Annotated in this window: 23 protein-coding genes and 1 riboswitch; of the genes, 2 read left to right on the top strand and 21 right to left on the bottom strand. The window is 67.4% G+C overall.

Features of this window, described 5'->3' with window-relative positions; translation table 11 throughout:
• Positions 1–177: 177 nt before the first annotated feature.
• Positions 178–981 carry a hypothetical protein gene (locus tag ACFTE1_RS10940; RefSeq protein WP_380624320.1) on the bottom strand — a complete coding sequence of 268 codons (804 nt, stop codon included), beginning with the start codon at positions 979–981 and terminating at the stop codon, positions 178–180.
• 507 nt (positions 982–1488) lie between these two features.
• Here ACFTE1_RS10940 and ACFTE1_RS10945 point away from each other — a divergent pair.
• Positions 1489–1680 carry a hypothetical protein gene (locus ACFTE1_RS10945; protein WP_380624318.1) on the top strand — a complete coding sequence of 64 codons (192 nt, stop codon included), beginning with the start codon at positions 1489–1491 and terminating at the stop codon, positions 1678–1680.
• Here ACFTE1_RS10945 and tnpC read toward each other — a convergent pair.
• The 5 genes from tnpC to ACFTE1_RS10970 form a co-directional block, all read right to left on the bottom strand.
• Positions 1677–3161 carry an IS66 family transposase gene (gene tnpC, locus ACFTE1_RS10950; RefSeq protein WP_380762661.1) on the bottom strand — a complete coding sequence of 495 codons (1485 nt, stop codon included), beginning with the start codon at positions 3159–3161 and terminating at the stop codon, positions 1677–1679. The two genes, ACFTE1_RS10945 and tnpC, sit on opposite strands and share 4 nt — an antisense overlap.
• A 27-nt stretch (positions 3162–3188) precedes the next feature.
• Complete coding sequence (locus ACFTE1_RS10955) at positions 3189–3485, bottom strand: hypothetical protein (RefSeq protein ID WP_380762708.1); 297 nt, start codon at positions 3483–3485, stop codon at positions 3189–3191.
• Positions 3486–3800: 315 nt separating this feature from the next.
• Positions 3801–4034: a hypothetical protein gene (locus tag ACFTE1_RS10960; RefSeq protein ID WP_380625912.1), complete on the bottom strand. Its 234-nt coding sequence runs from the start codon at positions 4032–4034 to the stop codon at positions 3801–3803.
• Positions 4035–4056: 22 nt separating this feature from the next.
• Entirely contained in the window at positions 4057–5193 is a 1137-nt protein-coding gene (locus ACFTE1_RS10965; RefSeq protein WP_380762651.1) for an ISAs1 family transposase, read from the bottom strand.
• A gap of 515 nt (positions 5194–5708) precedes the next feature.
• A complete protein-coding gene (locus tag ACFTE1_RS10970; protein ID WP_380623237.1) occupies positions 5709–6092 on the bottom strand; it encodes a DUF6463 family protein in 384 nt (127 codons plus the stop codon).
• Positions 6093–6149: 57 nt separating this feature from the next.
• On the opposite strand from ACFTE1_RS10970, the gene ACFTE1_RS10975 reads away from it, so the two are divergent.
• The gene (locus ACFTE1_RS10975; protein WP_380623235.1) at positions 6150–6905 is read left to right on the top strand and encodes a TetR-like C-terminal domain-containing protein; all 756 of its coding nucleotides are present in this window, start codon (positions 6150–6152) and stop codon (positions 6903–6905) included.
• Here the strand turns inward: ACFTE1_RS10975 and msrB are convergent.
• From msrB to ACFTE1_RS11050, 15 genes are all read right to left on the bottom strand, one after another.
• Entirely contained in the window at positions 6839–7228 is a 390-nt protein-coding gene (msrB, locus tag ACFTE1_RS10980; protein ID WP_380623233.1) for a peptide-methionine (R)-S-oxide reductase MsrB, read from the bottom strand. The genes ACFTE1_RS10975 and msrB overlap by 67 nt on opposite strands.
• An 83-nt stretch (positions 7229–7311) precedes the next feature.
• A complete protein-coding gene (ribH, locus tag ACFTE1_RS10985; RefSeq protein WP_380623231.1) occupies positions 7312–7785 on the bottom strand; it encodes a 6,7-dimethyl-8-ribityllumazine synthase in 474 nt (157 codons plus the stop codon).
• Positions 7785–9020 (bottom strand): bifunctional 3,4-dihydroxy-2-butanone-4-phosphate synthase/GTP cyclohydrolase II, encoded by a 1236-nt coding sequence (locus ACFTE1_RS10990; RefSeq protein WP_380623229.1) that lies wholly within the window; start codon positions 9018–9020, stop codon positions 7785–7787. Before ACFTE1_RS10990 ends, ribH begins: the two co-directional genes overlap by 1 nt.
• A 4-nt stretch (positions 9021–9024) precedes the next feature.
• Positions 9025–9606, bottom strand: coding sequence for a riboflavin synthase (locus ACFTE1_RS10995; RefSeq protein ID WP_380623227.1), 582 nt, complete (start codon positions 9604–9606; stop codon positions 9025–9027).
• A gap of 118 nt (positions 9607–9724) precedes the next feature.
• Positions 9725–9864, bottom strand: a riboswitch (FMN riboswitch).
• A gap of 76 nt (positions 9865–9940) precedes the next feature.
• Positions 9941–10960 carry a GGDEF domain-containing response regulator gene (locus tag ACFTE1_RS11000; RefSeq protein ID WP_380623225.1) on the bottom strand — a complete coding sequence of 340 codons (1020 nt, stop codon included), beginning with the start codon at positions 10958–10960 and terminating at the stop codon, positions 9941–9943.
• A 4-nt stretch (positions 10961–10964) separates the two neighbouring features.
• On the bottom strand, positions 10965–11690 hold the full coding sequence (rpe, locus tag ACFTE1_RS11005; protein WP_380623223.1) for a ribulose-phosphate 3-epimerase: 726 nt from the start codon (positions 11688–11690) through the stop codon (positions 10965–10967).
• A gap of 71 nt (positions 11691–11761) precedes the next feature.
• Complete coding sequence (locus ACFTE1_RS11010; RefSeq protein ID WP_380623221.1) at positions 11762–13171, bottom strand: RsmB/NOP family class I SAM-dependent RNA methyltransferase; 1410 nt, start codon at positions 13169–13171, stop codon at positions 11762–11764.
• On the bottom strand, positions 13164–14099 hold the full coding sequence (gene fmt, locus ACFTE1_RS11015) for a methionyl-tRNA formyltransferase (protein ID WP_380623219.1): 936 nt from the start codon (positions 14097–14099) through the stop codon (positions 13164–13166). The genes ACFTE1_RS11010 and fmt overlap by 8 nt, the downstream gene beginning before the upstream one ends.
• Positions 14096–14653: a peptide deformylase gene (def, locus tag ACFTE1_RS11020; protein ID WP_380623217.1), complete on the bottom strand. Its 558-nt coding sequence runs from the start codon at positions 14651–14653 to the stop codon at positions 14096–14098. Before def ends, fmt begins: the two co-directional genes overlap by 4 nt.
• Before the next feature lie 184 nt (positions 14654–14837).
• Entirely contained in the window at positions 14838–15605 is a 768-nt protein-coding gene (locus tag ACFTE1_RS11025) for a hypothetical protein (protein WP_380623215.1), read from the bottom strand.
• On the bottom strand, positions 15602–16471 hold the full coding sequence (locus tag ACFTE1_RS11030; protein ID WP_380623213.1) for an ATP-binding cassette domain-containing protein: 870 nt from the start codon (positions 16469–16471) through the stop codon (positions 15602–15604). Before ACFTE1_RS11030 ends, ACFTE1_RS11025 begins: the two co-directional genes overlap by 4 nt.
• A complete protein-coding gene (locus ACFTE1_RS11035; protein WP_380623211.1) occupies positions 16468–16842 on the bottom strand; it encodes a GntR family transcriptional regulator in 375 nt (124 codons plus the stop codon). Before ACFTE1_RS11035 ends, ACFTE1_RS11030 begins: the two co-directional genes overlap by 4 nt.
• A gap of 171 nt (positions 16843–17013) precedes the next feature.
• Positions 17014–17769: a 2-keto-4-pentenoate hydratase gene (locus tag ACFTE1_RS11040; protein ID WP_380623209.1), complete on the bottom strand. Its 756-nt coding sequence runs from the start codon at positions 17767–17769 to the stop codon at positions 17014–17016.
• A 319-nt stretch (positions 17770–18088) separates the two neighbouring features.
• Positions 18089–18454 (bottom strand): hypothetical protein, encoded by a 366-nt coding sequence (locus tag ACFTE1_RS11045; RefSeq protein WP_380623207.1) that lies wholly within the window; start codon positions 18452–18454, stop codon positions 18089–18091.
• The gene (locus ACFTE1_RS11050; RefSeq protein WP_380623205.1) at positions 18451–21723 is read right to left on the bottom strand and encodes a glycosyltransferase; all 3273 of its coding nucleotides are present in this window, start codon (positions 21721–21723) and stop codon (positions 18451–18453) included. The genes ACFTE1_RS11045 and ACFTE1_RS11050 overlap by 4 nt, the downstream gene beginning before the upstream one ends.
• Between the last annotated feature and the right edge of the window lie 182 nt (positions 21724–21905).

A 21905-nucleotide genomic window follows, 5' to 3' on the forward strand; every position in this document is an offset into this window, starting at 1 on the left:
ACGGATTTCCCCTATGAGTCACACCCCATTGCACCTGGAGAGTCCGCCAACAGTGTGGGCCATTTCGGTTGCGTAGTCGGGGGGTTTCCGCGCAGTTCCCGGACCACTGCCCATCCTTCTATTACAGCGTAAACCCTTTCCCCAGGGTTCACTACTAGAGAACCGGCAACCGGCCCCCTACCCGTGTAGGATGGCACGATCTGCCTTGGCGGCCTCAGCCTGATCTTTGAATTCAACTCGAAGGCAGGCAGAGCCAACCTGGTCCCACCACGATTTCTCCCAATAGAGCATTAGTGTCGCCTCGGACCGCTGGAGTTCATCGATAACGTCGTGCCCGTCGGGTTCGCCGAACTGCACAATGTGGCCGACACTGAACCCAAAATCTTCTTTGTCACTCTGTACTTCAACAACCAGCGATCGCGGGTAACCATCTTCGATGCCTTGAATCGTCACCCGAGTGACAGTCCCAGACCGCCTGATTTCGGCGGTCGCCTCAGTAACGGAACGCCACGAGCGCGATGCGGTCGTCGCCGACGGTGATACGAACAGGGGCCGCCAATTGCTACCGCCTACGGCATCGAAACGCTGCCACGCCAACGCTTCCCAGAAATACTCTGCACCGGTTCCAGCAGCCAAGGCGATCATTTCGGAGTCCGCGAACTCTTGGCAAAGTACGCTTACCGCCTCCTTCCCGATTCCATTTCGACGGAGATCAGAGGCTACCTCAAGGAGGTCGATACTCGTCAGTTGCTTAGCGCCAGCCGTTCGAATGTAGTCCCTGTAGTAATCGGCATACGCTGAGGCGCTACAGCGAGCGCGTGCCACCTCCCGGCCGTCCAAGGTGATAGAGAACCGGCCCCCTTTTACCGCAACCATGTTCGAGTTCCACCATTCGGTGTTGAATCGATCGTCCAGGGAGAAGTCTGAACTCGAATCTAGCTCTGTGACCACGAGCTCGATAGGTGAGAGATCAAGTTTCATGGGTAGGAGGTTAACGAACCAAATCAGGTGCACGAACGTGAGGGTTCGAGCACAGGCAAACAGGATCGCGGATGTCCGGTGTGAGGCGAAAATTCTCACGGGTCGGCGCCCACCGCGCCTGGAAGAGTTCTTGAACCGTCGGAATCACTGACACCTCTTTATCGACAGACACTCTTGTCTAGGACAACAACAGGCTGTTCGGTTTGAGAATGAACGCCACGTCCGGTCATTATCCACCGCCATGCAAGGGTAAACCAGCCTATTGCGGTTGCGCGGTGAAGGACGGACGCATCGAACTCTGGAAGTGACCGGATGACCCCCACCATGTTCATGTTCCAGTCGACGCCCTGACAGTCTCGGTCAGCTGGATCTCGATCATGACGGATAGGAGATTGACCAATTCCGAAAAACGAATCGGTGTACGGTCTTCAAACCGACTTTCAGGAAGGGACAAGACCAGTACCTTCTTAGCTTGAAGACGACTTTGGTCGTCCTAGTCGCACGTGCGTGTCCGTCACCAACTGCTTCGAGATCGAACAGTTCCGTCACGTCTTCTATGAAACGGCGCTGCAACAGATCCGTATCGACCATGCGGAACTCAAGCCGCCGACCAGGTTCCCACACGGTAATCACCTGGTTCACCGTGCCGTCTTCCGCGATGCATTAAGCCATTTTGAGTCTGGTCAGGGGTTCGGTTAAAGCGCTGGTTGCCAGATGTGGGGCGTGAATACCGAGGAAAGGGCCTGGGTGGCGGTTTTGCCGTGTTTCTGGGCGGTGTGGACATAGGAGCGCAGCACGGCGAACCGGTCGGCTCCGTCCCAGGATCGGAAGCCTCCGGACACCTTCATCTTGACCTTCGCCATCCGCACTTGCCGTTCGGCGGCGTTGTTCGAGAACTCCGCACGTTCGTCGGTGACGAACCGCAGGTAGTCCTCCCGTCGGTCCCTCAGGCGTGTGGCGAGGTTGTTCGCCTTCTTCTCCAATGGACTGCCCCGGTTGGCCGTCTCGGCCACGCCCTGATCGACGGCCTTCTCCCACGCCGCCAGATGCGTAGCGAGGTACCAGGGCCCGGTCATGGGCTCACCGGGCTCGGCCTCGACGCAGCGCTTGATCCGCTTCAAACTGGCCGAGACTCGGCAGGACCAGCAGTCGTCTCCGACATCGGCATCGCGGTGGACCGCATCGCACACGGCCTGCAACTCTCGCAGCGCGTGAGCATTACACAGCTGGTGGGCAACGATATTCGCGTAGGCATCGTACGGCGCCCAGCAGTCATGATGCATAACCCCGGTGAAGTGCGGGAGGATGTCCATCGCCGCGATGGCGTCCTTGCCTCGTTTGGGATGGGCGAGGAACACAGCCGCGGTCTCGTTCGAGGCCGAGTGCAGCCAGGCGAGTGTTCCTGCCACGCGGATACCGGTCTCGTCGACGAACAAGACCTCGCCCTCAGCCAGGTAGGCGCGAACACGCTCGATGAACTCCGACAAGCTGATCTTCTCCGCCGCGCGGGAGGCCATAGCCTCGACCGTCGCCGTCGACATGCGAGTACCAGTCACGGCCTCGATGGTCTCGGCCACCCGTTCTTTGGCGACAAACTGCACCTCATAGAGGTAGGCGGCCAGCGCTGAGACCTTTGGGCCGTATTGGACCGGCGCGACCACACCTTCCGGGGCCTGTGCCTTCTCTCGGTTCCCGCACTCGCACCGCAGCGAGTGAAGACGATGCTCGATGACCTCGGTACGCGGGTCGGGAATGTCGAACATCTGCCGGGACTCAAACCCCAAGGAATCGATATCGGACAGGTCAGCCTCGCACACACCGCAGGCGGCGGGGAAATGATCGACCACCCGGTCAGGGACAGCCACCCGCTGGAGGGTCCTCCCCTCATGGCCGGCCTGCCCGCCGGGCTTACGGTTCGACTTACGCCGCAGCGAACGCTTCTTCGCCGGCTTCTTGAACTGGTCAATTGATGAGGGCTTGGATGAATTCGAGGAATCCTTCCGAAGACGGGCCTCCAACTCCGCAACCCGCGCCTCCGCCTTCGCCGCCCGAGCCTCAGCTTTCACCGCGCGGGCCTCGGCCCGCTCTGCCCGCTCCTCAGCGGCATCAAGGCGACACCTCAGGTCGACAACGAGCGCAGCCAGCTCCTCATAGGAAGGCGCGTTCTCGTTGTGACTCACCGAAACAGGCTAACAGTCGCTCTCTGGTTAGATCCGAAGACCTGACCAGTCTCCGAGTGTTTTGGTGATACCAGGCTGTTGGATTTCCAGGCGGGGCCGTCCGGCGCCGGGGGCGCGGACCCGGTCGGTGGCCTCCGCGCCGGCCTCGATCTCGGCCAGTCCGGTACGGACGGTGCTCTTTGACGCCCCTGATGCCTGCGCGACCACGGAAACGGCGCTCCTGTCGATACCAGTCTGGTCCAACGCCTGCGCCTCGGCTCCCAGGAACAAGCGCCACTGCCGCTCGTTGAGATGCGGTTTGATCAGCTCATACTTCGATGCCAAAACTTCCCGATTGACCATGCAATGTTCAACGAGCGGACAAACAAACCGACTCGCACACGACCAAGTAATTCATACAAGAGCCCTTAGTCGTATGCTTGAACGGAGTTTGCAGATCCATTTGAGGAGATCCAGCTTTCAAGGATCCACTGTCACATCCTCCGGAAAACTGGGACTGACGTGGAAACCACTAGGCCCCACGAGCCCGAGAGCTTTCTAGAGTTATGTCGTTTCCCCTGGAAACCGCGTTAACATCTCGCCGTAAGGTGAACAGCCAGTCCGTCTAGATCTCACACCGCTACCTGAACGGCAATGGCTCTAGACCGTGCTCCTTTCCGTTGGCCAGATGCTGAACCTAATAAAGATATAGATCAGCGGGATGGAGAGGCTCATCATCGGATCGAGGAACCAGACCATCAGGACAAGACCGATGAGGGGAAGTGCGACAATGGCGGTCCAATGCCATTTGCCAAGGGAGCTGCTTCGCATACAGATGTAGACGGGCAGGGAGACCAGCACAAATGCTCCGGGGATGATCAGCGAGGTTTCCACGCAGGGCGTGCTGGAGTTCCGGTTATGGTTTGATTCCGAGGGCGGGGAGGACCTGTTCGGGGTTCTTGGCGTTCTGTCGGCAGGCTTTGGCGATGTTGACAGCTCCGCTCAGTCGGAGGGCGCCGATGGCCAGGTTGCGGAGTCCGGCCAAGGCCCGTGGAGCGTTGCCGGTCGAGACGGTGGAGGCGTCTTCGCGGAAGGTGCGGTCTCGCACGTGGTGGGAGCGGTTTTCAATCGTCCAATGTCCTCTCGTGTAGTGGTTGATGTGTTCGGGGATGGCCAGGTGGGCGGGCAGGTTGGTGACGGCATAGACGGTCTCTCGGGTTTCCTTCTTCTCTCTGGGTTTGCGGCGACGGTGCAGGCGGATGGCGATACTCGTTCCGGGCAGTCGCAGGGCCTCGACCGATTCGTCGACGCAGGTGATCTTGACTGACCGGGACTCCTTGCGGCCGTGCTCTTTGCCTGAGGCAGTGTGGCCGATGGGAATCGTGTTCCAGGGCAGGGCTTCAAGCTCCTGGTATTGGAGCTCTTGATTGCGCTTCACGATGGCGACGTAGTAGGCGTTCTTCTCTTCGTGGACCCAACGCAGTAGCTCTTTTACGGTGTGGAGGGCGTCGAAGGTGAGGACGGTGCCGGTCAGGTCGAAGGGTTCGAGTAGGGGTTTGAAACCGGTCGTCTCGTTGGTTTTCTTGCCGACTTCCTGTTGGGCGTAGGTGATCCCGTCGTCGTGGGTGACCAGGGACAGCAGGTGGCGGCGGTCGTTGCCCCGGGTTTTGGATCCTTTGAGGGATTTGCCGTCCAGTGCCTTCGCTGCCAGGGGCCGGCGCTTGCGCGGTGTCGGATCGGAGTCGTCCTGGTCCTTGTCTTGGTTCAGGGTGATCTGGTGGCGGTCGATCAGCCACTGGCATAGCGCCTGGTCAAGGGCTTCGGCGTCAATACGGGTGAGGATGGTGCTGATACAGGCGCGGGAGGGTGAGCGGCGTAGCCGGAAGGGGTGGAACCGGAATCCCAGCCGGTGGAGGACGTCGGCGCTCAGCGCTTCGGCCCATTCGGCGATCTCTGAGATGGTGGTGGCCCCGCAGGAGACGGCGGCAGCGGCGATGGCCAGGACCGATGCCAGCGGGTACCATCGGCCTCTGCGTGAGCGGGGATCAGGCACTGTCTCGAGGTAGCGTCGCAGGTCGGGAAGGTCGTCACGCTGGAGGTCACCCGCCTGCGACAAGACAGCGGGAACTTGCGAAGATGAGGACGAGGGCACGGCTTCTCCTTGAGCACCATACGAACTAGACACTCATATGATGCGGGGAACCGTGCCTGCTTCTATCTGCACCCCAACCGATCACGCTCTGTCACTTCAGGATGAAGCAGGAACTCCAGCACGCCCTGGGTTTCCACGAGGATCCCCGTGAGTTCGGCTTGGTGCACCAAGCCGCCGATCGCGTTGACAGCTGCGAGGAACAGTGGAACTGCTATGAGAAGCGGATCCATGGGGTATCGGTTTTTCATTGAGGGGCCTTGTCTCGGTGGCAATGACTCTGGAGCCCAGAGTACGCACGGGGATGCCTCGATGTTCCAGCGGCGCCCAGTGCTGTCGCGAGCACATCCCATCCGGAAGACCGGCCCCGCAGACGACCGCACTGCGATCTCTCGATACCACATCGGGAGATCACCCCGTTATTCCGTCTGCGCCTTCCTGTTCGAGGCTACAACGATCATCACCGCCGGAGCGAGAACCAGGATCATGGGCGTGGGGAACAGGATGGCGGCGCCGAGGACCGCCCATACTCCCAAGAACCATCCGATGGACGCCGGCACGCGCATGCCTTGCTTCGGGGCCGCCATGAGCATCAGCCCCAACAAGAAAAGCGGAACTGCGAAGCTCCCCGGAAGGATCCAGAAGGCTCCGGCCGCGCCAGCGGGACTAATGAAGTCCTCTTTGGGCAGCATCCAGAGGGCGCCCGAGAACCACTCCCCATAGTGCTCCGTGCTGAGGACTCCGATGGCCACGAGGTGCAGCAACCCGAGGAAGACCAGTATGCGACCCGACCAAGCGATCATGATTACCTCATTTCGAGACTGTTAGTTTCGGAACTAATCGTACCGTATCATGGACGCATGGCAAGACCCAGAGACACCCGTGTGGACGAGGCGATCCTGAAGGCTGTGCGAGAGCTCCTGGCCGCCAAGGGGTACTCTGCCTTGACGACCGACACTGTGGCAGCTGCGGCGGGAGTCGGGAAGGCCGCTATCTACCGCCGTCATGCCACCAAACAAGAGATGGTCTTCGCGGCCGTCGTCCACGGAACCGACCTCTCCGCACCGGAGGAGGCGGGCAGCCTGAGAGAGGACATCGCCGCCATCGTCGACGACATAATGGCGACACTGGGGAATCCGGCCGCCGCCCAGGTCATTCCCGGGCTCTTGGCCGATATGCACGCCGTGCCCGGACTGCGTGAGCGCTTCACCGAACTCTTCCTCGACCGCCAGCGCGAGATCATCACCGCCGCGCTGGACCGTGCGCTCGCCCGGGGAGAGATCTCCCGGCTTCCCGATACGGCCTTTGTCCATGCCCTGCTGACCGGGCCGGTCTTCGCTTCCCTCTACGTCCTGCCGCAACGCCCGGAGAGGCTGGCCGCCGATCTGACGGAGACGGTCTACCGGGCGGTCATGGGTACCGTATTAGGTCCCAAGCCCGGTCCGAAGCAGACGGCGAACGGCGCGGAAGTCGGCCTTCGGGCCGCGCCGAACATCGTCGAGAATAAAGAGACCCCCGGCCTTCAGCCGGGGGTCTCGAAGCTCTCGTACTACTCTTCGTCGAAGGTCATGCAGATCGAGTTGATGCAGAACCGGTCGTCGGTGGGGGTCTCGTAGCCCTCGCCGTGGAAGACGTGCCCGAGGTGGCTGTCGCAGTTGGCGCACCGGACCTCGACCCGGGGACGCTCCCCCAGCGAGTTGTCCTCGAGGTACTTCACGGTGTCCTTGGCCAGCGGGGCGTAGAAGGACGGCCAGCCGCAGTGGCTGTCGAACTTCGTGTCCGAGGCGAACAGGACAGCGTCGCAGGCGCGGCAGCGGTACTTGCCCTGCCGCTTCTCCTCGATCAGCTCCCCGGTCCAGGGCGTCTCGGTCCCGCCCTCGCGAAGGACGGCGTACTCGTCCGGCGTCAGGATCTCCTGCCAGTTCTTCTCAACGGTCATGGTTCCATTCTCCCGCAGTACTCGCTGTTCCGGACGCCGAACGCCCGCTGGGTGGGAAGTGGGTCTCCCCGGTCTCGCACCGACTAGGCGTTGATCTCGCGCAGCGCCAGGGCCGCGCCGAGCGCCGCCGTGGTCGCCTCGTACCCCTTGTCCTCGGTGGATTCGGGGAAGCCGGCGCGCGCACGCGCCTGGTCGGCGTTGTCCACCGTCAGCACGCCGTGCGCGACGGGCGTCGACTCGTCGAGCGCCACGCGGGTGAGCCCCTCGGTGACGGACTTGCACACGTACTCGAAGTGGGCGGTGCCGCCGCGGACGACGGCCCCGAGGACGACGACCGCGTCGAACTTCCGGGCCAGGGCCTGGGCGACGATCGGCAGTTCGACGGCCCCGGCCACGTGGACGACCTCGGCCTCTGCGAGCCCGGAATCGGCGGCGGCCCGAAGGGCCCGCTGCGTCATCTGCTCGACGTACTCGGCGTTCCATTCGGTCGCCACGATGCCGAGGGTCAGCCCCCGCGCGTCGATCTTCGCCTCGGTGGGGCGTCCCTCTCCGGCCATCAGGCCACTCCTTCCACGGTCTGGGGCAGGTCCAGCAGGTGCCCCATCCGGTCGCGTTTGGTCTGCAGGTAGTTCATGTTGGCGGGCGTCGCGAAGGTGGGGACGGGCAGCCGCTCGACCACCTCGACGCCGCCGGCCTCGAGGCCTTCGCGCTTGTCGGGGTTGTTGGTCAGCAGGGAGACGGACTTGACGCCCAGGTCCTGCAGGATCGCGGCGGCGGCCGACCATTCGCGCGCGTCGGCGGGCAGCCCGAGGTCGAGATTGGCGTCGACGGTGTCGCGCCCGACGTCCTGGAGCTGGTAGGCCTGCAGCTTGTGCGAGAGCCCGATGCCGCGTCCCTCGTGTCCGCGCAGGTAGACGACGACGCCGCGTCCGGCGGACTCGATCTGGCGCATGGCCTCGTGCAGCTGGGGGCCGCAGTCGCAGCGCAGCGACCCGAAGGCGTCGCCGGTGAGGCACTCGGAGTGGACGCGCACGAGCACGTCCTCGCCGGAGGAGAGGTCGCCCTTGACGAGGGCGACGTGCTCGGCCGAGCCGTCGGTCATGGAGTAGCCGTAGGCGTCGAAGTCGCCGAAGTCAGTCGGCAGGACGGCCTTGGCCTCGCGGCTCACGGTGCGCTCGTTGCGCCGGCGGTACTCGACGAGGTCGGCGATGCTGATGAGGGCCAGCCCGTGCTCGTCGGCGAACTCGCGCAGGTCCGGCAGGCGCTTCATGGTCCCGTCGTCGTTGACCATCTCGCAGAGGACGCCCACCGACTGCTTGCCGGCGAGGCGGGCCAGGTCGATGGCGGCCTCGGTGTGGCCTTCGCGCTTCAGGACGCCGCCGGGGTTGGCGCGGAGCGGGACGACGTGGCCGGGGCGGGTGAAGTCTCCCGGCCGGGAGGCCGGGTCGGACAGGAGGTTGATGGTGTGCGCGCGGTCGGCGGCGGAGATGCCGGTGCTCACGCCGTGCCTGGCGTCGACGCTGACGGCGTAGGGCGTGGCCTTGTCGTCCTCGTACACCTTGTATCCCGGGGGGAGGTCGAGGGAGTCCGCGCGGTCGGCGGGCATGGGCACGCAGATGTAGCCGGAGGTGTAGCGGATCATGAAGGCCAGCAGCTCGGGCGTGGCGTCCTCGGCGGCGAAGATGAGGTCGCCCTCGTTCTCGCGGTCCTCGTCGTCGGCGACCACGACGGGGCGTCCGGAGGCGAGCGCGGCGACGGCTTCGTCGATGGTGTTGAGGCGGATGTCGGTCATGGCCTTACCTTCCGGCTCCGATGAGCTTTTCGATGTGCTTGGCGGTGATGTCGACTTCAATGTGAACGCGGTCCCCGACGGCTTTCTTCCCCAGCGTGGTGGCCGACAGGGTTTCTGGGATGAGGCTCACGGAGAGGGTGTCGTCGGTGACGGCGGTGACGGTGAGCGAGACGCCGTCGATGGCGATGGAGCCCTTCTCGACGATGTAGCGGGTGTACTCGGCGGGGAGTCGGAAGGTCACGTCCTCCCAGTTGGCGCCGGGTTCGCGGGAGGTGACTTCGGCGGTGGCGTCGACGTGGCCCTGGACGAGGTGGCCGCCGAGCCGGGTGGAGAGCGTGGCGGCGCGTTCCAGGTTCACGGGAGTTCCGGCGGCGAGGTCGCCGAGGTTGGAGCGGTCGTAGCTCTCTTTCATGACGTCGGCGCTGAAGCGGCCCTCGTCGAGTTCCACGACGGTCAGGCAGAGGCCGTTGACGGCGATGGAGTCGCCTATGCGGGCGTCGGAGGTCACCAGCGGTCCCTCGATGGCGAGGCGGCCGGGGGTGTGCGCATGGACGGTGCCGAGTTCTTCGACGATTCCGGTGAACACTGTGTCTCCCTGCTGGTCGGGTCGGCGGGGGAGGCCGACGGGAGCGCGCAGCGCAGGGTTCGCCCAGTGCGTGGAGGCACTGGCGGAATGGCGGCACTGAGGCCGCTGGCTCTGCCTTTTGCGTCTGCTCCCATCCGGACTTTGACCGTCGGCTCTGGATTCTCACCAGATCAACCGGCTGCTGGTTGCAGTCGGGTCGCGGGCTTGCGCTTGCGCGCTCACCGCCGGCTCGGAGTTTCACCGACCCCGCTGACGCTAGGTTTGCTGTCTGAATTGTGCCATATGGTCCGTCCGCTCGCCAATGGAGTTCCTCACAGGGCGTCGGGCGGGGTGGTCACCGGCTCCAGAAGACAGGGCGTCCGGGCCGGTAGACGGGGGTTTCCGGCGGTTGGGAGCCGGGCGTGCCGGAGTAGGCGACGTAGTCCCCCATGTGGGATTTGGCCTGGCCTTTGAGGGTGGTGGCCTCGGCGACGGCCTCGTGGGCGTCGGCGAAGTTGCGGTGGGTGGAGAGGGCGACGCCGATGGAGAGGGTGGGCAGCGACGAGCGGGAGGGGTGGCCGTTGCGGTCGATGTACTCGATGTACCCGGCGCGGACGTCCTTCTCGTCGGAGAGTTTGAGGACGCGGTTGCCGAAGTGGCCCAGGAGGAAGCGGGTGACGGCGTCGATGTCCTCGGGGCGGGCGAGGATGGCGAAGTCGTCGCCGCCGACGTGGCCGAGGAAGACCGGGGCGGCGCCGGAGTCGGCGGCGGCGGAGTAGGTGGCCTCGGCGAGGGCCTTGATGAACTCGTCGCCGCGCACGAAGCCGTAGACGTCGTTGACGGCTTTGAAGTTGTCGATGTCGATGTAGGCGAGGGCGAAGGGGTGGGCGCGGCGGATCCAGGCGGTGACCTCGCGGAGGATGCGGTCGTTGCCGGGCATGCCGGTCAGCGGGCTGGCCTCGCGGATCTCGCGGTGGCGGCGGATGGCCGAGCCTATGCGCGCCGACACCTCGGCGGGGTCGAAGGGCTTGGCGACGACGTCGTCGGCGCCGGTCTTGAGCCCGGCGATGGTGTCGGCGGCGCTGGAGTTGGCCTGGGTGAGCATGATGGGCAGCGATGCGGTGGCGGGGTCGGCCCGCAGTTGTCCGGTCAGCGCCAGGCCGTCGATGAACGGGATGTCGCGTTCGATGACGAGGATGGAGGGGCGGCGGACCGCGATGGAGGCCAGGGTCTGGTATCCGTCGCGGGCCAGCGCCGTGTCGAATCCGTCGTGGCGCAGCCGTTCGGCCAGGTATTGGGCGATCTGAGGATCGGCGTCGGCGATGAGCACCAGGTCCTTGCCCGAGACGGCGCTGTTCGGGACGTTGTTGCTCACTCTCTCACCGTTCGCCGGGGCGGGCGCCTTCCTGGGTGTCGGTCTTTCGGGCGGTGTCGGCGAGGCGGCGCAGCGCGAGGGCCGCTGCGGCGGGGTCTTCGGCGCCGTAGATCGCGGTGCCGGCGACGAAGGCGTCGGCGCCGGCCTCGGCGGCCTGTTCGATGGTGTCGGAGGCGATGCCGCCGTCGACTTCGATGCGCAGGTCCAGGTGTCCGGTCTCGATGCGGGAGCGGGCGGTGCGGACCTTGTCGAGGAGTTCGGGCATGAACTTCTGGCCGCCGAAGCCGGCCTTGATGGTCATGATGAGGAGGGTGTCGAACTCGGGGAGGATGTCGAGGTACCTCTCCACGGGCGTGTCGCGGTCGATGGCGAGGCCCGCTTTGGATCCTGCGGCGCGGAGGTTCTTGGCGACGGTGACGGGGTCGTCGGTGGCCTCGGCGTGGAAGGTGACGTTGTGGGCGCCGAGTTCGGCGTAGCCGACGGCCCACCGCTCGGGTTCCTCGATCATGAGGTGGCAGTCGAGGGGGACGTCGGTCGCGGCCTTGAGGGCCTTGACGACGGGGGGCCCGAGGGTCAGGTTGGGCACGAAGTGGTTGTCCATGACGTCGACGTGGAGCCAGTCGACCTCGGGGGCGACTTTGGCGGCCTCGTCGGCGAGGTGCGCGAAGTCCGAGGCGAGGAGGCTCGGGGCGATGACTGTCGGTTGCGTCGTGTTCTTGGCGTCGCTCACCATTCCAGTGTAATTGACGCCTTTCGGAGCGGGAACTCTCCGTAAGACCGTCTCTGTTCCGTCGGTGACACTCACTGCTCGCGGCGCAGCAGCGCGATGAACATGGCGTCGGTGCCGTGGCGGGCGGGCCACAGCTGCGCGTAGTCGCCGCGGGCGGCTCCGGGCATGGAGGCGACGGGTTCGGGCGGGGCGATGGCGCTGACGGGGTTGTCGCGGCGCAGGGCGTCGACGACCTCTTCCGTCTCCGCCTGGAGCGGGCTGCAGGTGACGTAGGCGATCACTCCGCCGACGCGGGTGAGTCGGATGGCGTTGGCCAGCAGGGCCTTCTGCAGTTCGATCAGGTCGGGGAGGTCGGCCTCGCCTTTGCGCCAGCGCGATTCGGGGCGGCGGCGCAGGGCCCCGAGCCCGGAGCAGGGCGCGTCGACGAGGACGCGGTCGGCCATGCCGGCGCTCCCCCATTCGCGCCCGTCGGCGCGGTGGACCTCGACGGGCATGCCGTCGGTGTTGTCGCGGACGAGCTCGGCGCGGTGTTCGGCGACCTCGACGGCCTGGACCCGCGCGCCGCGTTCGGCGGCGACGGAGCCGAGGAGGGCGGTCTTCCCGCCGGGTCCGGCGCAGAGGTCGACCCACGTCTCGTCGCGGCCCTCGACGTCGACGCGGGCCAGTGCGAGCGCGGCGACCTGGCTGCCCTCGTCCTGCACTCCGGCGGCCCCGGCGGCCACGGCGGGGACGCGCGCGGGGTCTCCCCCGGGCAGGTGGACGGCGTAGGGCGACCAGCGGCCGAGCCGTCCCTTGGTCTGGTAGGCGAGGTCTTTGACGTGCAGGCGTCCGGGGCGGACGGCGAGGTGCACCCCGGGGGCCTCGTTGTTGGCCTCGAGCGCCTCGGCCAGTTCGCCGGGCGGGAGGAGGCGCTCGTACTGGCGGATGATCCACTCCGGGTGCGAGTGGCGGAAGGCCAGGCGCTCGGTGGCGGAGGCGGTCTCGGGGACGATGGCGGCGCCCCATTCGTCGAGGTCCTTGGCGCCGACCTTGCGCAGTACGGCGTTGGCCAGGCCGGAGACCTTGGGGCTGACGGCGCCCTTGACGAGGCTCACGGTGGTGGACACGGCCGCGTAGGCGCCGATCCTGGTGTAGAGCAGCTGGTAGGCGCCCAGTCTCAGGGCGTCGACGAGGTCGGGGCGCAGGGAGGCCAGGTCGCGGCCGGAGGCGGTGGCGATGATCCGGTCGAGGGTGCCCTGGGCGCGCAGCGTCCCGTAGGCCAGTTCGGTGGCCAGGCGCGCGTCGCGGGGGTGGAGGTGCGCGGCCGCGATGGCCTTGGGCAGGACGAGGTTGGCGTAGGCCTCGTCGGTCCGGACGACGCGCAGCGTGTCGTAGGCGACGCGGCGGGGGTTTCCGCGGTGCTTGACCGCGGCCTCTTCCCTGCGTCGCTGTTTTTTCTTCTTCTTGCCGCCCTCGGGGGACCGCTGCGGGGTCTTATTCAAAGATCACTCTCTCAGAGTTCGCGCCGGCCTGGACTCCTCGCGACCACGCCGTCGCGTCCATGGCCTTCTTGCCTGCGGGCTGCACCGTCCCCAGTCGGACCGGGTCGGTCGCGGTGCCCACGTGGACGGCCTTCTTGCCCACCGCGACCTCGCCGGGCGCGAGGGAGGGGCCCTCCCGGTCCACTGTAACGGGGCCGAGGCGGAAGCGCTCGCCGCGCCATGTCGTCCACGCCCCGGGGGCGGGGGTGACGGCCCGGACGCGGCGGTCGACGGCGAAGGCCGGGTCGGTCCAGCGCACGCGCGCGTCCTCGGCGGTGATCTTGGGGGCGAGGCTGACGCCGTCGCCCGGTTGCGGGGTGGCGCTCGCGCGGCCCTCGGCGATGGCGTCGACGACGTCGGCGGTGAGTTTGGCTCCCGAGTCGGCCAGGCGGGCGAGGAGGTCGCCGGAGGTGTCGCGGGGGCGGATCTGTTCGGTGGACATGCCGTAGACCGGTCCGGTGTCGAGTCCGGCCTCGAGTTGGAAGACACTGGCGCCGGTGATCTCGTCGCCGGCCATGACCGCTCGCTGGACCGGCGCGGCGCCCCGCCACGCGGGCAGGAGGGAGAAGTGCAGGTTGATCCAGCCGTGGCGGGGGATCGCGAGGGCCGCGGGAGGGACGAGGTTGCCGTAGGCGACCACCACGACCAGGTCGGCGTCGAAGGAGCGCAGGCGTTCCAGGGACTCCTCGGTCTTGAGGGTGGCGGGCGTCCAGACCTCGACGCCGTGCTCGTCGGCCCAGGCGGCGGTCTCGGAGCGGCTCACTTTGCGGCCGCGGCCCTTGCGGGCGTCGGGCCGGGTGAGCACTCCGACCAGGTCGTGCTCGGAGTCGGCGACGGCCCGCAGGGTCGCCAGGGCGGGTTCGGGCGTTCCGGCGAAGAGAATTCTCATTGTTTGAAGAAGAGTCCTTTGTTCTTCGGCGCGTGCGGGGAGACCTTCACCCGCACCTCGTCGTCGTACCACGGCTGCTGCCGGATCTCCTCGAGGGCGGCCCGGCGGGCCTCCTTGTCGAGGCGGTCGATGAAGATGATCCCGTCGAGGTGGTCGGTCTCGTGCTGGAGGCAGCGGGCCATGAGCCCGGTGCCGACGATCTGGAGCGGGTCGCCGTACTCGTTGAAGCCCTTGGCGACCACGTTCTGGCGCCGGACGGTGTCGAAGTACAGGCCCGGCAGCGAGAGGCACCCCTCGGGCCCGTCCTGGACCTCCTCGTCGGGGAACTCCAGGACGGGGTTGACTATGTGCCCGACCACGTCGTCGACGTTGAAGGAGAAGGCCCGCAGGCTGACGCCCAACTGCGGGGCGGCCAGTCCGGCTCCGCCCTCGTCGCGCATGGTGTCGATGAGGTCGCGCACCAGGGTGCGCAGCTCCTTATCGAACGTCGTGACCTCGTCGGCCTTGGTCCGCAGGACCGGGTCGCCGTAGAGGTGGATGGGCATCACCGACATGGGGGCTCCTTTCACCTTCGGTGTCCCCACCAGTGTCCCATTCCCCGCCCCCGCGGCCGGGGTTCCGGCGCGGCTTTGTGGCATCGGCGTCCATCCGCCACATGAGGAGGGCGAGCAGGGCCAGGATGACGCACATGGCGATGATCCCGGGGGCCTCGGAGAGGTCGACAGGCATGTCGTCCTCCTAGGAGGCGCAGGAGCGCAGCGGCGTGTCGGAGAGGATCCGGCGTATCGCCAGGGCGTAGCCCACGACGATGACCGCCACCAGGACCCAGGCGACGATGCCGCCGCCCAGGCCCCCGACCGCCTCCATGACCGGGCGCAGCGGCGGGGGACCGAAGTCGGTGCCCACCGACGCGGCCGAGCCGAAGCCGACCAGAGACACGAGGATGACCCCGGCGCAGGGCAGGGTGGCGTTCCCGGCCCACCGGTAGATCAGGGCGCCCATGAGCGAGCCGCTGAAGAAGTACAGGTAGTAGATCGGGAAGCTGAGCAGGGAGTGGACGGCGCTATCGGAGAGCGAGCCGGCCGCCGTGGCGTCGGCGAAGCGCCCCTCCAGGGACTGGGTCTTGCCCATCGCGTCGAGTATGAGGTACTCGATCGCGTTGCCGGCGATGGTGATCACCGCCAGGATCGGGGGCCAGAGGAGCCCGAAGACCGTCCAGGCCTTGGTGAACTCGCGGCGGGTCATCCCCTGCGCCACGGTCGTGGTGGTCAGGGAGTAGAGGACGGTGCCGCCCGCGATCGCGAGGAAGATGGCCCCGGCCTGGGTGGCGATGCCCCAGACGGTGTACTCCTCGCCCCAGTCCTTGAGGGCGATGAGGAAGGAGACGACGGTCAGTCCGACCGCGATCACGGCGAACCAGACGGCGAAGTACCGGGTCATGTGGACGGCGAGCATGGCGCCGAAGCCCGCGCCCCGGTCGAGGCGCTCCGGTTTGACGGTTGTCACTGTCCGTTCCTTTCGGTGAGGTGGATGAACAGGTCTTGGAGCCCGATGCCCGTGACCTCGAGCCCGGCCTCGCGCGCCGTCCGGCGGCGTTCGTCGGGGAGGCCGGCGACGGTGGTGCTCCGGGTCGGGCCGAGCTTGCGCCGGGAGAGGACCTCGAGCCCCTCGGTCTGGGCGTCCACGGTCTCGGCGGGTCCGGTCAGGGTGGCGCCCATGGTGTCGAGCTTCTCCTTGGACTCGTGCAGCAGCACGCGCCCGCCGTCGAGGATCACGACCTCTTCCAGGAGGTCGGCGATCTCGTCGATCAGGTGCGAGGAGAGGATGACGGTGGGCTCGCGGTCCATGTACATCTCCAGCAGCTCCCGGTAGAAGGAGTCGCGCGTCGGGGCGTCCATTCCCAGGTGGACCTCGTCGAACATGACGAGGTCGGCGCCCGAGGCGAGGCCGGAGACGGCCGCCAGGAGCGAGCGCTGTCCGCGCGAGTGCTGGTCGACGCGCTTGGAGAGGTCGATGTCCCACTTGTCCACCAGTTTCATGGCGTACTCCTCGTCCCAGGTGGGCCGCAGGGAGCAGGTGTCCAGGCTGTCGCGCGCGGTGTCGGCGCCGTCGAAGTCGCCGCTCTCCCTCACCAGGCAGGCGTAGGGCATCACGCGGGGGTTCTCGAACGGGTCCTGCCCGTCGACGAGGACCTTGCCGCGGGTGGTCTTGCGGAACGCGGCCAGCAGGGAGAGCAGGCTGGTCTTGCCCGATCCGTTGCGCCCCAGCAGACCGTATATGCGTCCGGGTTCCAGGTCCAGGTCCACGTCCCGCAGCGCCGTGGTGGATCCGTAGTCCAGTCCGACGCGTTCGGTCTTGATCGCGAAACTCATCGCTCCTCCTTCACGGGTTCGGCGTGGGAGCGCAGGTAGGCGACGATGTCCTCGACGCCTATCCCGACGGCCCTCGCCTCGTCCAGCAACCGGGGCAAGACCGTCGCGAAGAACTCCTCCTTGCTCCGCTCGACCAGGCGGTCGGCCGAGTCGTCGGCGATGAACATTCCGATCCCCCTCCTCTTGTAGATGAAGCCCTCGTCCACGAGTTCGCGGAAGGCCTTCTGGACGGTGGCCGGGTTGATCTTGTAGAAGGCCGCGTACTCGTTGGTGGACATGAGCTTCTCCCCGGGCCGCATGGAGCCTCGGACTATCGCCTGCTTGATCTCGTCGACGATCTGGCGGTAGATCGGCACGTCTTCCTGGAACAAGGTCTCACCCCCTAGGTTCCTTAGTTATGTGGTTCATTAGTTGACTAACTAACCATAGCACCAGGGCGCCACCCCGGACAAATAACGTCCTGAACTGCGAATACAGAGAAAAGGCGGGTGCGCGGCGCCGGAGCGCCCGCACCCGCCCTGAAGCGAAGCCGGTCGGAACTTCTAGGCGAACGACACCGAGACGCCTCCCAGCCCGGAGACCTCCGCACGGAAGGCGCCGCCCCGCTCAACGGGAACGACGGTACCGAGCGCCCCGGTCAGAACGACCTCGCCGGCCTTCAGATCGCGTCGGCCAGCCAGCCAAAACAGGGCGTTCAGCGGCGAACCCGCGGTGTCCGCGCCCGAACCGGTCGAGACTTCGACGCCGTCGCGGGACAGGCTCGTCCGCACCCCGGCCACATCGACCTCGCCGAGCTTGCGCGGGTCGGAGCCGAGCACATAGCGGCACGCGGCCGTGTTGTCGGCGACCAGGTCCGCGATCGCCACGTCCCAGCGGAAGCGCGAGTCGACGACCTCCAGGGCCGGCACGGCGTAGTCGACCGCCGCAGCGGCTTCCGCCACACTCCTCGGAGCGGAAAGGTCTTCGGCCAGAACGAGGGCCACCTCGACTTCGACCCGGGGCGCCGACAGGCCGTCGGCGGTGATGACACCCCCGTCGCGAACCCTGTTCTCCGCCAGAAGGACGCCGCTGACCGGCTCGTCCATGGCGAACGCCTCCAGCGCGGCCGGCGAACTCACGCCGACCTTCCAGCCGGCCGCCCGGGCGCCCTCCGCGACGTGCTTGCGGACGAGGCGCTCTTGCACCCGGTAGGCGGACTCCAGGTCGCGCTCGCCGATCTCGCCGCGGACCGGGGAGATCGGCTCTCCCGTCCGCTCGGCCTCGTACAGGCGCGCGGCGATAGTGTCGTACAGGTCCATGAAGACTCCTCTGATTCAAACGATCGAGGTCTCCGGGGTCGACGGCGCGTCACTCCATCCTGAAGGGCGAGGGGGCGAAAGTCAATGCGCACGCCGTTCCGTCCCAGAATGGAGGACCGCCGTCGGCCGACCACTGGACGACCTGCTCCTCCACCGCCGACCGACCACATCGGGGAAGGCCGGGGGCTCGGACCTCCGATCAGAACTCCATCCCATTGCCCCAGAGGTCGCCGATGAGTCGCACTCCCCGGGAGCCGAGGCAAGGAGGAGGGTCCGCACTCAGCCCTGTGCGGACCCTCCCATTCCACCGTGATAAGGATCAGGGAACGGTGTGCCCGTTAACGGCCATATGCTGCATGAGCGTCTCCAGCCTCCGGTCGGGGTCCCCGGAGTCCGACTCCTCCCCCGAGACCGCGACGGGGTCGGTGCCGGCGGCGCGCAGCTGGGCCAACGCGCGGACCGCCGCCCAGAGGACGACCGCCATGGTCACCGCGAAGAGACCCAATGCCGCCTGCCAGGGCAGGAAGAGGGGAGCGGCCGCGTTGACCGCGGCGGCGACCGCGAAGAACCCCGCCTCCCGGACCGACAGCGCGGCGCGGGCGTCGCGGGCACGCCCCGCCAGGCGCTTGAGGCGGGGATGCCTGCGCAGGAAGGACTTCGCCTTGCGGACCAGTCGTCTCTTCATCGGAGGACCTCCGTTTCCACCGGCTCGGGGTTCGCGTCGGGAACGGCCACTCCCAGGCCCCGGAGCCGTTCGCGCAGGGCCGCGTTGGAGAAGCGCTCACGGACCAGCTCACGGCCCGCCTTGGCGTGTTCACGGTAGAGCGGCGGATCCTCGTGGAGCCGCCGCAGGACGTCGCGGACCTCGGAGGTCTCGCAGTAGATCGCGGCATCGCCGAACAGCGGCCGGAAACGCGGCGGAAGGACGCACGGGAGGCCCATCGCCATGGCCTCCAAAGGAGCCCGCCCGAACGCCTCCACGTAGTGGTCGTCGACGAAGTACACATAGGCGTCGACGGTCTCCAGGAAGTCCTGCGCGCTCACCGCACCGAACGGGTGGCAGGTCCACCCGTCCCCGGGGCGCCCGACGATCTTCCGGACCGCCGAGTCCCCGCCGAGGACGTGCACCTCGACGCCGTCCCCGGCCGGGTACGCCTCGCGCAGGCGTTTGGCCATGTTGGGCCACTTGGTGATGTGGTCGCGCGAGTGCCGCCCGACTCGGATCGCCCGTTCGGCCGGCGGCGGCGTGCGCTCGCCCCGGTCCCACTCGGCGACGTCGATGATGTTGTACCAGCACTCCTCGGAGAGGTCGACGCCCTCGAGCTCCGCGGCGTGGTGGCGGTGCATCGCGTCGACCACGGCCGGCCCGACCGCGTGCCAGCTGTGCGGCCCTACCCAGTCGGTGAGGTTGCGGTGCACCTTCCCTATGTCCCACGAGGTCCCGTAACCGCCCGAGGGTCCGTACTCTTCGAAGGGAGTCTGGTGCAGGATGAGGACGGAACGGTCGGCCCTCACCGACGGCCGCCTCTCGACCGGCTCCTGGAAGGCCAGCGGGAAGTGCGCGACGAACAACGAGCAGGACACGTCGTCGGCGGGGTCGACGAACTGGATCCGCTCGCCGTCCACCAGCCGCGTGATCTTCGGGTTGACCCTCCGGCCCGGGGCGCGGCCCCGGATGGGGTGGTGGAAGACCCCGACGCTCAGGCCCGCCTCGCGATAGGCGAGGAGGTCGGCCTCGTTCGCGGTGGTCGTGCCGCCGAGGAGGTCGAGCGGGGCCGCCACGACGATGTCGAAACGGCGCTCGCGGCCCGGCGCGGGATCCTCGAGTCCGTCCTCGTACCAGCGGTTGAGCGCGGCGGCCGCGTGGTCGCGGACTCCGGCGGGCTCGCGGAGGTCGAAGGCGATCCGGGTGAGCTGGAGCCTGGCGTCCTCGGGCCACCCGCCGCGCAGGTAGGCCGCGTGTGCGTCGATCTCCCGGACGCGGGCGGCCGGGAGGCCCTTCTTCACCGGCTCCTCGACCCGGTAAGGGGCCAGGTGGCGTTCGGCGGCCTCGCTCCTGAGCGCGGCGAGTCCGAGGCAGGCGGTGAGGACGGCCAGCGCGGCGCCCCCACCGGCGAGCCACGGGATCTCCGCCATGAGGGAGAGGACGGCGACCAGGCTCAACCCCGCGACGACCGCCGCGGCGAGCTTCACCGGGCGCGGCAGCCGCCTGCGGGGAGCCGGTCCGAGCGCCACGGGGACCGGCCCCTCGGCGTCGTCCTCCCCTGCGGCGAAGGCCTCGATCGCGCCCGCCTCCATCCACGGGTTCTCCGCGAGCGTCAGGCGGCGCAGGTAGCCGTCCTCCGCGACGTAGTCGTCGGCCAGGCCGTCCTTCAGGTCGACGAAGTCGAGCCCCCGGTCCACCGCGAACGACACCGCCGAGGCGTGCAGCAGCGGCTGGTCGGCACCGACGGCCCGGAAGTCCGGCATGTGGGCCAGGGCGACGGCATCGCCGCGCGCGGCCCGCACGTCGATCTCCTCCAGAAGCGCCCGGCGGGTGTCGTCCAGTTCCGTCCAGTCGGCGATGTAGACGCGGTCGTAGCGCCTCTCGTTCTCCTGGCGGGTCCGGGTGATGTCACCGGTGATCGGGAACGGCCGCACCGTCGGGTTGGCCGGCAGGTAGGCCGAGGCGCCCCCTTCCGCGATGCGCTTGTGCCAGCGCGCGACACCGGAGTGGTAGGCCAGGCGGCTCGTGCTCATCCACTTCGACCCGACCTCGCCGGCCGACAGCGTCGTGGGAGTGTGGCGCACCAGCGACAGCGGCGTGCCGCCGCACCGAGTCCAGGCCGCGTCGCCGAAGTGGTTCCGGATCCGCTTGCGGTACTCGGAGTCCGCGGTGCGGCGGACCTCGTCGTAGAAGCCGATCTGATCCCTCGCCGGGGCGGTGCGGACCATGATGGGAGTCGAACGCGTGGCGAGAACGGCCGTCTGCGGGTCCAGGATCAGCGAGAGGTCCGGGGCCACGGCGACGCTGCGGGACTCGACCATCACCAGGCCCGGCCGGGCGAGGAACGGCGCCACCTGCCGTTCGAGCCGGTCGGGGAACGCCCAGTCGTCGGAGTCCAGCCCGGTCGTGAACTCCCCCTTCGCCACCGCCAGCGCGCGATTGCGCGCTTGGTAGGTGCCGGCGTTCTCCGGCTGGCGGAGGACGGTGATCCGGTCGTCCAGGGCCTCGACCCTGGCGTAGATCCCGTCGTATTCCTCCCCGGAGCCGTCGTCGACGACCAGCAGCTCCCAGTCGGCCCAGGTCTGGCGGCAGACCGAGCCGACGGCCGACAAGAGGGTCTCGTCAGGGCGGAAGGCGCTCATGACGACGGTGATGAGCGGCCCGCGCTTACTTCCCGGACGGCCCGCGGCGGACAGGCGGTCGATGTCGAGATCGCCGTCCGTGTCGAGCGCGCCTGGGTGGCCGGCGAAGGCGGAGAACCTCTTGAGGTACCGCTCCTTGTCTCCCCCGAACTGGGGGTGGGCCGTCTGCGTGTGGATCGCGTTCCGAATGGTCGCGCTGGCTCCGGGCAGGCGCCTGGCCAGGTCGAGAGCCTCGGCATGGGCGCCGCTGCGGAACAGCGAGAGGGCGTAGAGGTCGTGGAAACGGTCGGGCAGGTTGCCCTTGCTGCGCCGGTGGACGAGACCGAAGAGCTGCGCGGCGTGCGCGAAGTCCTCTTCGGTGCGGGCCTGACCGGCCTCGGCGGCGGCGAGCGCGGCGAGGGCCGAGCGCTCGACCGGCAGGTCGGGCCGGAGGTCGCCGCCGGGTTCGAATCGGTCGGGCCGGTCCGGGTCGGCCATGACGGCGAGGAGGCGTCGGGTAATGCGGACACGGTGGTACTGGGACCATTCGTAGATGGTCTGGGCGGAGGGCGGTCCGGAGCGCCGGATCGTCTCGGCCACGAGATCGCTGTCGAAGTCTCTCGGCATCTGTCTGACTGTTCGAATACGGTGGAATCTGGTGCCGGCGGCGGCCTCGGTGGAAAGGCGCCCCGGTCTGGGGGAAAGGATGACATCGGGAATTGCCCGATCCAAGCATTCCGGCGCTTTCGGCGCGGGGTTTCATGCAGTATTCACCGTCGATTCACGGGCCGGGTCGTTTGGTCGTCCGT

Source organism: Salininema proteolyticum, assembly GCF_042685645.1.
GTDB classification, from domain to species: domain Bacteria; phylum Actinomycetota; class Actinomycetes; order Mycobacteriales; family Micromonosporaceae; genus Salininema; species Salininema proteolyticum.

What these genes read in the sequence shown, in the direction of transcription:
- ACFTE1_RS10940 (WP_380624320.1), bottom strand. Translation starts at nt 981, where the DNA reads ATGAAACTTGATCTCTCACCTATCGAGCTCGTGGTCACAGAGCTAGAT.
- ACFTE1_RS10970 (WP_380623237.1), bottom strand. Translation starts at nt 6,092, where the DNA reads ATGATCGCTTGGTCGGGTCGCATACTGGTCTTCCTCGGGTTGCTGCAC.
- ACFTE1_RS10975 (WP_380623235.1), top strand. Translation starts at nt 6,150, where the DNA reads ATGGCAAGACCCAGAGACACCCGTGTGGACGAGGCGATCCTGAAGGCT.
- msrB (WP_380623233.1), bottom strand. Translation starts at nt 7,228, where the DNA reads ATGACCGTTGAGAAGAACTGGCAGGAGATCCTGACGCCGGACGAGTAC.
- ribH (WP_380623231.1), bottom strand. Translation starts at nt 7,785, where the DNA reads ATGGCCGGAGAGGGACGCCCCACCGAGGCGAAGATCGACGCGCGGGGG.
- ACFTE1_RS10990 (WP_380623229.1), bottom strand. Translation starts at nt 9,020, where the DNA reads ATGACCGACATCCGCCTCAACACCATCGACGAAGCCGTCGCCGCGCTC.
- fmt (WP_380623219.1), bottom strand. Translation starts at nt 14,099, where the DNA reads ATGAGAATTCTCTTCGCCGGAACGCCCGAACCCGCCCTGGCGACCCTG.
- def (WP_380623217.1), bottom strand. Translation starts at nt 14,653, where the DNA reads ATGTCGGTGATGCCCATCCACCTCTACGGCGACCCGGTCCTGCGGACC.
- ACFTE1_RS11030 (WP_380623213.1), bottom strand. Translation starts at nt 16,471, where the DNA reads ATGAGTTTCGCGATCAAGACCGAACGCGTCGGACTGGACTACGGATCC.
- ACFTE1_RS11040 (WP_380623209.1), bottom strand. Translation starts at nt 17,769, where the DNA reads ATGGACCTGTACGACACTATCGCCGCGCGCCTGTACGAGGCCGAGCGG.
- ACFTE1_RS11045 (WP_380623207.1), bottom strand. Translation starts at nt 18,454, where the DNA reads ATGAAGAGACGACTGGTCCGCAAGGCGAAGTCCTTCCTGCGCAGGCAT.
- ACFTE1_RS11050 (WP_380623205.1), bottom strand. Translation starts at nt 21,723, where the DNA reads ATGCCGAGAGACTTCGACAGCGATCTCGTGGCCGAGACGATCCGGCGC.